Source organism: Natronococcus amylolyticus DSM 10524 (assembly GCF_000337675.1).
Classification (GTDB): Archaea; Halobacteriota; Halobacteria; order Halobacteriales; family Natrialbaceae; genus Natronococcus; species Natronococcus amylolyticus.
Genome location: NZ_AOIB01000016.1, coordinates 35554 through 48968, shown reverse-complemented (window position 1 = coordinate 48968; position 13415 = coordinate 35554). Strand labels below are relative to the sequence as shown.

Here is a 13415-nt window from a genome sequence, read left to right as displayed (position 1 = left end):
TCCGCCGACCCAAACGGAACAGGAACAAAAATACCTACATACCCCTTTCGGCCAACTACTGATAGCACGATATCCAGATGGGACTACTTCGTTACACGCTGTACCGACTTCTTCAGGCGATCCCGGTACTGATCGGTATCACGATCATCACCTTCTTGCTCGCCAATCTGGCTCCGGGCGACCCGGTCCGACTGATGTTGCAGGGCCAGGAGGTCGACGAGGAACTGATCGAGACGATCGAACAACGGTACGGGTTAGATCAACCGCTGCACGAGCGGTACATCACGTACATGAGCGGACTGGTACAGGGCGATTTCGGACACAGTATTCACCGCAACCAGCCGGTGAGCGATCTCATGCTCAGCCGGCTCGGTCCGACGCTGTTGCTCGTGCTCTCGGCGTACGCCTTCGCGATCGCGACGGCGATCCCGCTCGGTATCTTCGCCGCCACGCGTCGGAACGACCCGGCAGACCACATCTCCCGGATCGTCGCGCTGATCGGCGTCAGCACGCCGTCGTTCTGGATCGGCATCATGCTGATCCTGCTATTTGCCGTCCAGCTCGGCTGGCTTCCCTCGAGCGGGCTCGTCTACCCGTGGTGGGGGCCGGAGGCCTACGACTGGATCGACACGTGGCCCGAACTACTCTATCAGACGGCACGCCACCTGTTGCTCCCGATGGTTGCGCTCGGAACGTTACAGATGGCGACGCTGATGCGCGTCGAACGCACGCAGATGATCGAGTCGCTCCAGGGCGAGTACGTCAAGCTCGCTCGCGCCTACGGCGTTCCGGAGCGAACGATCCTTCGCAAGCACGCCTTCCAGGTCGCCCAGCTGCCGATCATCACGATCATCGGACTCAACCTGTCGACGGCGCTCGGCGGCGCCGTGCTCATCGAGTACGTCTTCAACATCAACGGCATGGGACGACTGTTCATCGAGGCGATCCAGTCGCTCGACTACCAGCTGATCATGGGGATCACGATCGTCATCGGGACGATGTTCGTCATCGGCGTGATCATCACGGACATCTCGTACGCGTACATCGACCCCCGTGTCACCTACGGGGAGGAGGAATAACATGGCGATAGGCGAATCTCAGGGCGGCGGCGAATCGGGGCCCTCGAAGGAGGTCGAGGCGAAGTTTGGCTGGCGGCACACGATCACGAAGGTCAAAGACGACACCACCGCGCGATGGGGGCTGTACGTCGTCGGCTTCGTCCTGCTCATCTCGTTGTACACGCTGATCGACAGCAACCTCTCGCGGCTCACGCTGGGCGCGATATCGGACTTTACCTTCGCGGAGGCGCTGCCGATCTTCGACCACCCCGAGCGGATCCCCCCGCCGGGCGAGGGCGAGGGACACCTGCCGCCGGCGTTCCACGCCGACGGCTCGATGTCCTACCCGCTGGGTACGGATCCGAACGGACGCGATTACTTCACTCGGATCGTCTACGGCGCCCAGGTGTCGGTGAGCGTCGGTATCGTCTCGACGCTCATCGGTTTCGTCGGCGGAACGGTTATCGGATCCGTCGCTGGGTTCTACGGCGGCAAGATCGACGACCTGCTCATGCGGGTCGTCGAGACCGTCTACGCCATCCCGCCGCTGATCCTCATCATCGTCTTCACCGTGTTCGTCAGCGGGGGTAGCCCGGACATCACCTATGCGATCCTCGGCGTCGGGATCACCTTCATCCCGGTGTTCGCTCGGATCATCCGCAGCGAGGTGCTCTCGATCCGCGAGATGGACTACATCGAGGCCGCCAGGGCCTCGGGTGTCAAGAACCGAAACATCATCCTTCGGCACGTGATCCCGAACAGCTTCGCACCCGTGCTCGTCTACGCGACGCTGCAGATCGGCGTCACGATCCTCATCGTCGCCGGACTCTCGTTCCTCGGCTACGGCGCACAGCCGCCGACGCCGGACTGGGGCGAGATGCTGAACGTCTCGCACGGCTACATGCACTCGAACGTCTGGCTCTCGGTCTGGCCCGGTATCGCCATTCTGATCACCATCATGGGATTCAACCTCTTCGGCGACGGCCTGCAGGACGCGCTGGACCCACGACTCAAAAACTAACATGAGCTCCGAACCACTACTTCGCGTCGAGAATCTCAAGACGCAGTTCTTCACGGACGCCGGTACAGTACGCGCAGTCGACGGGATCTCCTTCGAGGTCCACGAGGGCGAGATCGTCGGCCTCGTCGGCGAGTCGGGGGCCGGCAAGTCGGTCGCCTCGATGAGCCTGCTGCGGCTCGTCGAACACCCCGGCGAGATCGTCGGCGGCGAGATCACCTACAGAGGGGAGACGATCTTCGGCCTCGAGGAGGGCCCCGACGGCGAACTCCGGGAGCGCGAGGACATGCTCTCGAACGAGGCGGTCCGGGACCGGATCCGGGGCAACGAGATCGCGGTCATCTTCCAGGATCCGATGGAGTCGCTCAACCCCGTCTTCACCGTCGGGGGACAGCTCCGGGAGTTCATCGAACTCAACCGCGACCTCTCCGGGAAGGAGGCCAGAGCGGAGGCGATTCGGATGCTCCGGGAGGTCGGCATCCCCGACCCCGAGGAGCGCTACGAGGAGTACCCCCACCAGTTCTCGGGCGGGATGCGCCAGCGGGTGCTGATCGCCATGGCGCTGGCCTGCGAGCCGAGCCTGATCATCGCCGACGAGCCGACGACGGCGCTCGACGTCACCGTCGAGGGTCAGATCATCGACCTGGTCGACGACCTCCAGGAGAAGTACGGCACGAGCTTCATCTGGGTCACCCACGACATGGGCGTCGTCGCCGAGATCTGCGACCGGGTCAACGTCATGTACCTCGGCGAGGTCATCGAACAGGCGCCCGTCGACGAGCTGTTCCACGACACCAAACACCCCTACACGCAGGCGCTGCTGAACTCGATGCCCCGGCCCGACCGAACCGTCGGCGAGCTCGAGCCAATCGAGGGGGTGATGCCGGAAGCGATCTCGCCGCCGTCGGGCTGTCGGTTCCACCCGCGCTGTCCCGACGCCAGGGAGGTCTGTCAGCGCGTCCACCCCGAGCCGAAGGAGGTCGCGCGGGCCGACGGCTACCCGCACAACGCGGCCTGTGTCAAACACGACGCCTTCGACGTCGGCTACGACGAGAGCCCGCCGCTCGAGGCGGAGCCACGGCTGACCGCGGGCACGCCAGGAGGTGAGGACGGTGAGTAGCCCGGCTGACTCCGGGACGACCGACGACGTCGGCCGCGGCGAGCCGCTGATCCGGGTACGGAACCTGAAGAAGTATTTTAACCAAGAGTCGGGGCTTCTGAGCGGGCTCTCCTTCGACTCGAGCCAGTTCCCGCCGATCGACGTCGGCCAGCAGCGTGTCAAGGCGGTCGACGACGTGGACTTCGAGATCCGCCGCGGTGAGACCCTGGGGCTCGTCGGCGAGTCGGGCTGTGGGAAGAGTACGCTGGGGCGAACCCTGCTGCGCCTGCTCGAGCCGACCGAGGGGACGATCGACTTCAAGGGGCAGGATCTGGCGGAGATGAGCGGCGAGGAGCTCCGGCAGAAACGGTCGGAGATCCAGATGATCTTCCAGGATCCCCAGGCGTCGCTCGACCCCCGGATGAAGATCGGCCAGATCGTCGAGGAGCCGATGCGGGCCCACGGGATGTTGGACGACGAGGGCCGCGAGCAGCGCGCGAAGATGCTGCTCGAGAAGGTCGGACTCGACCCCCATCACTACAACCGCCATCCCCACGCCTTCTCCGGCGGCCAGCGCCAGCGGGTCAACCTCGCACGGGCGCTGTCGGTCGACCCGGAGTTCATCGTCTGCGACGAGCCCGTCTCGGCGCTCGACGTCTCGATCCAGGCCCAGGTGTTGAACACGATGGAGGAGCTCCAGGACGAGTTCGGCCTGACCTACCTCTTCATCGCTCACGACCTCTCGGTGATCCGCCACATCTCGGATCGCGTCGCGGTGATGTATCTGGGCAACATCGTCGAACTCGCCGACAAGGAGGAGCTGTTCGAGAACCCCCAGCACCCCTACACACGAGCGCTGCTCGACTCGATTCCCGTCCCCGATCCGCGGGAGCGAGACGCCCGGGGCGTTCTCGAGGGCGAGGTGCCAAGTCCGATCGATCCGCCGTCGGGATGTCGGTTCCGAACCCGGTGTCCGCGTCTGATCGCCCCCGAGAGGTACGAGTGGACCGACGAGGAGTGGGCCCACACGCGGACGTTCATGCGCGCGGTCAAGCGCCGGACGTTCGAGCCGATGCCCGCAGGCGAGTTCCGCCAGGAGTTCTTCGGTGGGGATCTCCCCCGCGGCGAGGCCGGCGAGATCGTCGCGGACGCGATCGATCTCGTCGCGACCGATCCCGGCGACGGGAGCGAGGAGCGCGACGACGACCACGATGACTGGGAGGAGGCCCGCGAGCTCCTGCTCGAGTCGTTCGCCCGCGAGAGCATCTGTGCGACCGAGCGACCGGCCTACGAGATCCAGCCGGAGTACGGTACCGATACTCACTTCGCGGCCTGTCACCTCCACCGCTGATCTCCGACGACCTTCTCCGAGGCGTGCTCCGGTGAGCCGTGGGCTCGTTGGGTTCGATCGCTCCACTCGACGTCGTTTGATAGGGTGAGACGTATCCCGTGGGAACTATCATACAGCACTATTTTTGGTGGTATAAAGTCTTAAGCGGTCGGTGCCATTATTAACTCGTGAATGAGTAAGATTATGTCAATACTGGCGACGACCGCGATGTTCGGTACGAAAGTGCGACGAGCGATCGACAACTCGCCGGAGTTCACCGGCGTTCAGACGAGCGACAACGGCCGGCCCGAGGCGCAGGCCCCGGCCGGCGGAATTCTCACCGGATAGTCGGCTGTCGTACTCGGGCGGAATCGGCGTTCAGTCGGCGCAACGGGTTTTCTCAACGGATCGTGACGGTCGTACTGTCGGTCGGTCGGAAGCTCCCCTCGTGGGTCGCCACGAAGACCCTGATCTCGTACTCGTCAGGATCGGGAACGACTGACTCACGGTAGTCCCCGCGGTGGCGTTCGAACCGGCCGTTCCAGACGAACGACGTTCGCTTTCGCTCGCCGCCGCCGAACGAGAACGAACTCGGTCGACTGCGGGTGTAGCGACTCTCGTCGCTGGCCTCGAGGAGACCGTCGATCGTCCACCCCCAGCGGCGCTGTTCGGGGGTCGGGATGTCGATCGGCACCGGCAGCGGATTCTTGAATTCGACGGTGATCTCGACGGGGTCGTCGCGGTCGTAGACCTGTCGATCGGTCTCGACGGAGACGCGAAGCAGCCGCCGCGCCAGCGCCGTCGGAACCAGCGCGGCGAGGAAGGTCGCGGTCGTGTACCTGGAGTCGTCGTCGCCGGATCGTTCGCTCCGGCCGGTCCGAGGGGTCGGTCCAACCATCTATCGAAAAGCAAGCGCCTGAGGTGCAAGTACTGTGGGGAGACGGAGCCGCTACTCACCGGAGTTCGGGCGACCGGTTCACCGCATCGACGGCAGCGTCGGCGCGTCGTCGGCCCGCATCGAGAGCCACGCGTCGTCCACCGAGATGTCTGCGATAACGTAGCGATCGCCGGACTCCGTCGGATCGACCGCGCCGACGACCGTCTCGTCACCGGCGAGGGTGAGATCAGATGACATCATACATGAATGTGAATGCCTGACATATATAAACGCGTCGGAACGGACCGTTCGCCGTCGGCGCGCCCGTCCGCAGGTGAAACACTGGGTTTATACTCATTTTCGCCGTACCGGGTACCATAATGAACGTAGCCGACGCGATGACGCCTCGAGAAGACGTGGTGACCGTCGAGTTACCAGGCACTCGCGAGGACGTCCTCGAGTACCTGCAGGAACAGTCGTTCTCGTCAGTTCCGGTCGTCGCGGAGGAAGGAGGCAGCGTGGAGTACCGCGGCCTGGTCTCCCGAGACGTCCTGATCGAACAGCCCGACGAGGACCAGCTCGTCATGCTGATGGACGACGTGCCGTCGACGACGGCCGACACCTCCCTCGAGGAGGTCGCCCGGCTGATGTTCGACGAGGGCGAGCGCCGAATTCCCGTGGTCGACGGGGAGTTCGAGGGGATCGTCACGGTGACCGACGTCGTCCACGCGATCGCGACCGGCGACCAGGAGACCGACGACACCGTCGAGGGCCACTCGAGCGGGAACGTCAACACGACCTACGAGGGCGCGCCCCTGCCGGTCGCCGAGCGCGAGCTGTACTACGCGAACGTTCCCTACACCGTCGCACTCGACGACGACGGCGAGATGAGCGGCGTCCTCACCGAGGTCGACATCATCGACGTCGCCCGCATCGTCGAGGGCGAGGAGGAGACCGGTGACAACTTCCCGGATCAGGACGCCCAGTGGTCCTGGGAGGGGATCAAGGGCGTCGGGAGTCGCTACCTGCCGACGCGGGACATCGAGATCCCGAACGGCGCCGTTCGGGAGTTCATGAGCGAGGACGTGGTGACGGTCTCGGCGCAGACGTCGATCCAGGAGACCGCCCAGCGGATGATCAGCAACGATATCGAACAGCTCCCGATGGTCACGGGCGAACAGCTCGTCGGCGTCGTGCGAGACGTCGACCTCCTGGAGGCTCTGTATGAGTGAGGCGAACGGCTCCGACGCGGCTGACCAGCCCACGAGCGAGAAGCTGGTCGAACTCGCCAAGCGGCGGGGGTACTTCTTCCAGTCCTCGGGCGCCTACGGCGGCGTCGGCGGCTTCTACACGTTCGGTCCGCAGGGTGCATCCCTGAAGGGCAACGTCGAGGACGCCTGGCGCGACCGCTTCGCCGTCGCGGAGGGCAACATGGAGATCGACGCCCCGACGATCATGCCCGAGCCGGTGTTCGAGGCGTCGGGTCACCTCGAGGGGTTCGACGACATGCTCGTCGAGTGTCCCGAGTGTGGTGAGAGCCACCGCGCGGACCACGTCGTCGAGGACAACACGAGCTACGAGGACGCCGAGAGCCTCCCCATCCCGGAGGTCGAGGAGGTCATCGCCGAGTACGAGCTCGTCTGTCCCTCCTGTGGGGCGGGACTGGCGGACCAGGCTGTCGAGACGTTCAACCTGATGTTCGATACGAACATCGGTCCCGGCGACTCCCAGCCGGGCTACCTACGTCCCGAGACCGCCCAGGGAATCTTCGTCGAGTTCCCCCGCCTGAAGGAGTACGCCCGCAACCAGCTCCCCTTCGGCGTCACCCAGATCGGTCGCGCCTACCGCAACGAGATCAGTCCGCGCCGATCCATTATTCGCACCCGCGAGTTCACCCAGGCCGAACTCGAGTACTTCGTCGATCCCGAGACCGACGAGCCGCCCCTCGAGCGCGTCGCGGACGTCGAAGTTCGCCTCTACCCCGTCGGCGAACAGAACGACGAGGACGGATCGGAGATCGAGACGACGATCGGCGACGCGGTCGAGGAGGGCGTCATCGCCGACGAGTGGGTCGCGTACTTCCTCGGCGTCGCCAAACCCTGGTACGAGGCCGTCGGTGTCGACATGGATCGGTTCCGATTCCGCCAGCACCTCTCGGGCGAGCGGGCCCACTACGCCGCCGATTGTTGGGACGCAGAGAGCGAAATCGATGGTAACTGGATCGAGATGGCCGGCTTCGCCAACCGGACCGACTACGACCTCTCGAAACACGAGGAGTACTCCGAGGACCGCTTTACCGTCTTCAAGCAGTACGACGAACCCAAGACCGTCGAACGGGCGACCGTCGATCCCGACATGAGCTACCTGGGACCGGAGTTCGGCGGCGCAGCCCAGGAGGTCGTCAGCGAACTCGAGACGCTGGCCGAACGGGACCGTTCGGCGTTCGAGGGCGAGACCGTCGAGATCGAACTCGAGGGCGAGAGCCACGAGCTCCCCGTCGAGAAGACCGGGTTCTCGGTCGACGAGGAGACGATCGCCGGCGAACACGTCACGCCCCACGTCATCGAACCCTCCTTCGGCGTCGACCGGGTCGTCTACACCGTGCTCCACCACGCCTACAGCGAGGACGAGGTCGACGGCGAGGAGCGAACCTACCTCGAGCTCGATCCCGAGGTCGCGCCCACCTTCGTTGGCGTCTTCCCCCTGCAGAGCGACGACGAGCTCGAGGCCGTCGCGAACGACGTCGTCGACGACCTCCGCAAGGCGGGGCTCTCCGTAACGTACGACGACTCGGGCAACATCGGTCGGCGCTACCGCCGCCAGGACGAGGTCGGAACGCCGTTTTGCGTGACGATCGACTACGAGACCGTAGAAGCCGAGGAGACGACCGTGACGGTTCGCGAACGCGATTCGACCGAGCAGAAACGACTCGCGGTCGACGACCTCGCGGAGACGCTGGCGGCGATCCGGAACGGCGACCGCGAGTTCGAGGCGCTGTAGCGTCGCCGTCTCTCGGGGTCGATCGGAGGAGCGGCCACCGGTGCGGCGATCGCCGCAGTATCCTTATTTTATTGGCGCGCGTACCGTGTTCGAATGTCAGGCGAGACGTACTCGGTGGACCATCGGGTGAGCGCGGACGACGCGGTTCACAGCAGTTGGGACAACAGCCTTGAGCCGGCGCTGACGGTCGAGCCGGGCGACGTCGTCCGGTTCGACTGTCGTGACGCGACGAACGGGCAGCTCGGCCCCGGGTCGACGGCCGAGGACATCGCGGCGATCGACGTCGAGCCCATCCACCCGCTGACGGGACCGGTCGCGATCGAGGGGGCTCGGCCGGGCGACGTCCTCGAGGCCGAACTGCTCGAGCTCGAACACGGGGGGTGGGGACAGACGCTGATCCTGCCCGGCGCGATGGAGCTCGGGCTCCTCGCCGACGAGTTCCCGGAACCGGATCTGTACGTCTGGGAGCTCGAGGACGGCGTCGCCCGGTTCGTCGACGGGATCGAGGTCCCGATCGATCCGTTCCCCGGCGTGATCGGCGTTGCACCCGCTGAGAACGGTTCACACAGCACGTTCCCGCCGCGGTCGGTCGGCGGAAACCTCGATATCAAACACCTCACGGCGGGTTCGAGGCTGTTCCTCCCCGTCGCCGTCGAGGACGCGCTGTTCTCGATCGGCGACTGCCACGCCGCACAGGGTGACGGCGAGGTCTGTGGCACCGGGATCGAGGCGCCGATGACGGTGACGTGTCGGTTCGGCCTTCGTTCGGAGCCGTCGATCGAACAACCCCAGTTCGAGACGACGGGGCCGTTCACGCCGACCGGACGGGACGAGCCGATGTACGGGACGACGGGCGTCGGCGACGATCTGCGCGAGGCGTCCGGGGTCGCGATCCGGCAGCTGATCGACCACATGGAGGCCGAACGCGGACTCGAGCGAGCGGAGGCGTACATACTGTGTTCGGCCGCCGTCGACCTGAAGGTCAGCGAGGCGGTCAACGCCCCGAACTGGGTCGTCTCGGCGTACCTGCCCGAGAGCATCTTCCCCGAGGAGTGCCAGCGGTCGCGCGGACTCGAGCGGTAGCACCGCAATGGAGGCGAACGGAGACCGAATCGGCGGGTTCCGCCACGGCGGGAACCTGTGGAACACACATATTCGCTGGGCCCGTATCGTCGGCATGATTCCGCCTCGAGTCATCCCGTTGCCGTTCGACCACCCTACCGCGGCGCGTCGGCGTCGCCGGCCGGAGGTGGATCCGTGAGCGACCGATCGGCGGACGGCTGCTCCGAGGACGGATCGACCGACGGATGGGGGGGCGATCAGGCGTGTACGCCACCGGAGGATCTCGCCCGACAGGTGTTCGACGTAAATCCAGTCGGCACCATCGTCGTCGACGCGACGGGCACGATGATCTTTGCGAACGAGCGGGCGGCGGCGACGCTCGATCTCTCGCGAGAGGAGATTGCCGACCGAACGTACGACTCGGATGAATGGAACATCTACTACGACGACGGCCGGTCCGTTCCGAACGAGGAGAATCCCGTCAGCCGCGTCTTCGAGACGGGCGAACCGGTGTTCGGGTTCGAACACTGGATCGAGCTGCCCGACGGCTCCGAGCGGTGGCTCTCGAGCAACACCGCTCCAGTTCCGAACGAGAACGGCGCTATCGAGTACGTCGTCGTCGCGTTCGAGGACGTGACGAAGCTGAAGCGACGCGAGAAGCGGCTGACCAGTGACCACGTCCGACGCCTCGAGTTTCGTGCCAGTGAGTCGGCGGTCCCGCCGTCGCTCCGGATCGAGGGTGGCGAGACACGGATCGATATCGACTCGGTCGTCCCGCTGCCCGACGGGACGACCGTTCAGTACATGGGAACGGCGGATCTCTCCGCGAGCGACTTCGTCACCGCCGTCGAGGAAGTTCCCCACTACATTGACGCGCGGTTGCTCAGTTCGGCCGATGGCTACAATCGCGTCGAGGCTCACGCGGAGTCGACGACGGTCGCACAGGTCTTTCCCTCCCTCGGCGGTCGCGCCCGAACGATCGTCATCGCTCCCGAGGAGGTGCGGTTCCTCGGGGAGCTTCCGGGCGACGTCGACCCCCGGCTGGCCGCCGACGGGATTCGGGAGTTTCACCCGGACGTCGAACTGGTGTCGGAAGATCTCGTCTACTCGCCGCACCTGCTGTACGACGTCGTCGCCGACGCGCTCACCGAGCGCCAGCTCGCCGTGCTCGACGCCGCGTACTTCGGTGGCTACTTCGACACGCCGAGAACGAGTACCGGCGACGAACTGGCGGATCGGTTCGGCGTGACACGACAGACGTTCAACCAGCACCTTCGCAAAGCACAGCGAACGGTGTTCCGTCATCTCTTCGAAAAGTCGGGTGCGGAAGCACGCTGACTGGTCAGCGTCCCCCCTTACCACGACGTCAGTCATAGGGAGGAGCCGTGAACGATAATACGACCGAATCCGATGCGACGTCCGCTGCAGGGCTCGGTGAGGACGTCGTGGGATACGACCCAACCGCCGACGCGTCGTACGCCCGTTTCGGCACCGATTACACCACCGCCGTTATGGCGATCGTCGAGACCGTCGCGGCCGTCACGAACCGCAAGACAGAGGACCTGTCGCCGCTGTTTGCGACCGTCGATCCCGAGGCACTCGTCGACCTCGTGGCGTCGAACCGGGACACGCCCGTCGAGGTGACCTTTTCGTACGAGGGCTGCCGGGTGATCGTCTCGAGTCACGGCACCGTCGCCGTCGAATCGCCGGACGAGTAAGCCCGAGCGGCGATCGGGAATCCGGATTCGAGTCCCGATAGCTCGGACGGGGACGTAACCGACGGACTGAAGGTACCGTCTTTCGAGGATTGCGGTGATGGCCGACGAACTGAAGCGCCGTCTCGTCCACTCGAGCGGGGCGGGGCTGGTCGCGCTGTATCTCCTCGCTAGCTTCCTCGAGCTCGGACTCACCTGGGACCGGTTTCGGGTGCTGATGGTGCTCCTCGCACTCGGCGTCATCGGCCTCGAGTTCCTGCGGCTGCAGGTCGGACTCGACTGGACGATCTACGACAAGCTCACCCGCGAGTACGAACAGGACCAGTTCGCCGGCTACGGCTACTACATGGTCAGCATGACGATCGCAGTACTCCTCTTCCAGCCCGCGGTCGCCCTTCCCGCCATGTTGATGCTGGCGATCGGCGACCCGATCAGCGGCGCGGTTTCGGACGACACCCTCAAGACCGTCAAGGAGCCGAAGGTACTCGTCACGATGTTCGTCGTCAGCGCCGTCCTCGCCGCTCCCTTCCTCTACGAGGCACCCCTGGCCGTGCTCGCCGCGGCGGTGGGTGCGACGATCGCCGACGGCGTCAAGGTCCGTATCGGCGACTTCATCGTCGACGATAACCTCACGATCCCGATCTACGCGAGCGTACTGGCGTATCTGGCACTCGAGTTTCTGTAGCGGTAGACGGTACGGGATCGGTGTCCGAAGCCCGCAGTGGGTGCTAGCACAGCGATAGATTTTCTCGACAGCGGATAGAGAAGCAAGCGCGAGTCATAGAACGGTTCGTATAACCCTCCTGACTACCCGACGTAACGGTACGTACAGGTGAACGACGTATCAGTACGATCCAACCATCCCTTCTGCGGTGGCGCGCGCTGTCGGCGAGGCGCGACCGAAGGGAGCGCCTCGAAAGAGCGAACGGGGAACGGAGTGATCCGTGAGCAGACCGGCCGAACGTCAGTGAGGGCGGTCGACGATGCTGCGCGAGGTCTTCGCGAGTAATACGAGCGAACGGCTTGGCAGAGCACGCTCTGCCAGTGGATGAGCGAGGGAGCGACGCGACCGAGCGAGTCGGCTGGGGAGGACGTGGCGATCCCCTGTGTTCGTGCGAGCAGAACGTGCTCACGTCATNCGAGCGAGTCGGCTGGGGAGGACGTGGCGATCCCCTGTGTTCGTGCGAGCAGAACGTGCTCACGTCATCAACACCACGAAAGCCCCTGGCCCCTTTCAGTCCCACCCCGCAGCGGTTGGCCAGTACTGGAGACTCGAGGACGGCGATCGCGCTCGAGGAATCACTCACGGTTCCGGTCGTGGCGCGGTTGGGCCTTCCGAAACAGGGGCCACGCGAGAGCTAGCAAACCGGCGAGAAGAACGATAAAGGCGGCACCGATGGACCCGCCCGACAGCCCGAGGCGGGACAATCCGAACGTCCCGCCGATCGCTAGCGCGAGAACGACTATGAGCACCGCGTGAACGCTCCCGAAAGCGCCGGTCGGGTTCGAATCGCCGTACATGCCGGAGAGACACATCATGTGTCCAAGTGTTTTGTGGAGGTCCATATCCCGCTCGTCCGTTCTTCGGGTTGCTCACGGCTCCCCGTCGAGGACTCCCGCAACTGCTCGAGCCTCACCCCGCCGCAACAGTTCGGAGGCCGTCGAGACGGCACATTCGAGTTCGGTCGCGACAGCCTCGATCCCGTTCCGGCGCGGAATTTCGTAGTAGCCAAGCTCTCGAGCGACCTCGAGCGCCTCGCGCTGGCGGTCCGAGACGCTCCCGGAGACGGTCAGCTCGTCGCGGGCCCACAGGACGTCCAGCGAGACGCCCTCCGGAACCGTCTCGAGGATCGTCCCGAGGTCGTCGGGGTGACCCACGAGCGTCAGCCGCATCGTCCGGTCCGAGCGAATCTCGATCGGTGGGACGACCACAACGGTCTCCTGAGCCAGCGCGTCCAGCAGCGAGATCCCCTCGGGGCCGAGCTCCTGGCGCAGGTAGAGGAAGAAGCCGTCCTCGGCGGGCGTGAGTTCGTACTCGCGAACCCGCTCCCTGTCGGCTATCAGCGGCTCGTAGGCAGCCGGATCGCCGTCGACGAACGACGTGATCGTCTCGACGCCGTCGACGGCCTGCCCGCCGAGGATCAGCTCGCGCTCGAGGGCGGGCGACGAACAGATTCCCTCGTGGATCGGGGAAAGGGCATCCCGTTCGTAGCGCAGTTCGATGCCGACGGACTTCACGGTCCGTCGTACGGACGG

At 65.1% G+C, this 13415-nt stretch carries 15 protein-coding genes; 11 read left to right on the top strand and 4 right to left on the bottom strand.

Going from position 1 to position 13415, the window contains the following annotated elements:
• Positions 1-77: 77 nt before the first annotated feature.
• The 5 genes from C491_RS07365 to C491_RS23190 all read left to right on the top strand — a co-directional run bounded on the left by C491_RS07365 (position 78) and on the right by C491_RS23190 (position 4853).
• Positions 78-1079 carry an ABC transporter permease gene (locus C491_RS07365; protein ID WP_005554925.1) on the top strand — a complete coding sequence of 334 codons (1002 nt, stop codon included), beginning with the start codon at positions 78-80 and terminating at the stop codon, positions 1077-1079.
• Between the two features lies 1 nt (position 1080).
• Positions 1081-2079 (top strand): ABC transporter permease, encoded by a 999-nt coding sequence (locus C491_RS07360; protein WP_005554922.1) that lies wholly within the window; start codon positions 1081-1083, stop codon positions 2077-2079.
• Position 2080: 1 nt separating this feature from the next.
• Positions 2081-3196 (top strand): ABC transporter ATP-binding protein, encoded by a 1116-nt coding sequence (locus tag C491_RS07355; RefSeq protein ID WP_005554921.1) that lies wholly within the window; start codon positions 2081-2083, stop codon positions 3194-3196.
• Positions 3189-4526, top strand: a complete 1338-nt coding sequence (locus C491_RS07350) for an ABC transporter ATP-binding protein (RefSeq protein WP_005554919.1) — start codon at positions 3189-3191, stop codon at positions 4524-4526. Before C491_RS07355 ends, C491_RS07350 begins: the two co-directional genes overlap by 8 nt.
• 171 nt (positions 4527-4697) lie before the next feature.
• The gene (locus C491_RS23190) at positions 4698-4853 is read left to right on the top strand and encodes a hypothetical protein (protein ID WP_169331732.1); all 156 of its coding nucleotides are present in this window, start codon (positions 4698-4700) and stop codon (positions 4851-4853) included.
• Positions 4854-4905: 52 nt separating this feature from the next.
• On the opposite strand, the gene C491_RS07345 is transcribed toward C491_RS23190, so the two are convergent.
• Both C491_RS07345 and C491_RS23185 read right to left on the bottom strand, forming a co-directional pair.
• Positions 4906-5403: a hypothetical protein gene (locus C491_RS07345; protein ID WP_005554915.1), complete on the bottom strand. Its 498-nt coding sequence runs from the start codon at positions 5401-5403 to the stop codon at positions 4906-4908.
• A gap of 78 nt (positions 5404-5481) precedes the next feature.
• A complete protein-coding gene (locus tag C491_RS23185; protein WP_005554914.1) occupies positions 5482-5643 on the bottom strand; it encodes a DUF7556 family protein in 162 nt (53 codons plus the stop codon).
• Between the two features lie 119 nt (positions 5644-5762).
• On the opposite strand from C491_RS23185, the gene C491_RS07340 reads away from it, so the two are divergent.
• The 6 genes from C491_RS07340 to C491_RS07315 all read left to right on the top strand — a co-directional run bounded on the left by C491_RS07340 (position 5763) and on the right by C491_RS07315 (position 11844).
• Complete coding sequence (locus tag C491_RS07340) at positions 5763-6614, top strand: CBS domain-containing protein (protein ID WP_005554913.1); 852 nt, start codon at positions 5763-5765, stop codon at positions 6612-6614.
• Positions 6607-8382 carry a glycine--tRNA ligase gene (gene glyS / locus C491_RS07335; RefSeq protein ID WP_005554911.1) on the top strand — a complete coding sequence of 592 codons (1776 nt, stop codon included), beginning with the start codon at positions 6607-6609 and terminating at the stop codon, positions 8380-8382. Before C491_RS07340 ends, glyS begins: the two co-directional genes overlap by 8 nt.
• Before the next feature lie 93 nt (positions 8383-8475).
• The gene (locus C491_RS07330) at positions 8476-9465 is read left to right on the top strand and encodes an acetamidase/formamidase family protein (RefSeq protein WP_049891567.1); all 990 of its coding nucleotides are present in this window, start codon (positions 8476-8478) and stop codon (positions 9463-9465) included.
• A gap of 174 nt (positions 9466-9639) precedes the next feature.
• Positions 9640-10782: a bacterio-opsin activator domain-containing protein gene (locus C491_RS07325; RefSeq protein ID WP_005554909.1), complete on the top strand. Its 1143-nt coding sequence runs from the start codon at positions 9640-9642 to the stop codon at positions 10780-10782.
• A gap of 47 nt (positions 10783-10829) precedes the next feature.
• Positions 10830-11162: a HalOD1 output domain-containing protein gene (locus C491_RS07320; RefSeq protein ID WP_005554908.1), complete on the top strand. Its 333-nt coding sequence runs from the start codon at positions 10830-10832 to the stop codon at positions 11160-11162.
• Between the two features lie 97 nt (positions 11163-11259).
• Positions 11260-11844: a diacylglycerol/polyprenol kinase family protein gene (locus C491_RS07315; protein ID WP_005554907.1), complete on the top strand. Its 585-nt coding sequence runs from the start codon at positions 11260-11262 to the stop codon at positions 11842-11844.
• Positions 11845-12458: 614 nt separating this feature from the next.
• Here the strand turns inward: C491_RS07315 and C491_RS07310 are convergent.
• Both C491_RS07310 and C491_RS07305 read right to left on the bottom strand, forming a co-directional pair.
• Entirely contained in the window at positions 12459-12725 is a 267-nt protein-coding gene (locus C491_RS07310; protein WP_005554906.1) for a hypothetical protein, read from the bottom strand.
• A 27-nt stretch (positions 12726-12752) separates the two neighbouring features.
• A complete protein-coding gene (locus tag C491_RS07305) occupies positions 12753-13397 on the bottom strand; it encodes a helix-turn-helix domain-containing protein (RefSeq protein WP_005554905.1) in 645 nt (214 codons plus the stop codon).
• Positions 13398-13415 lie beyond the last annotated feature (18 nt).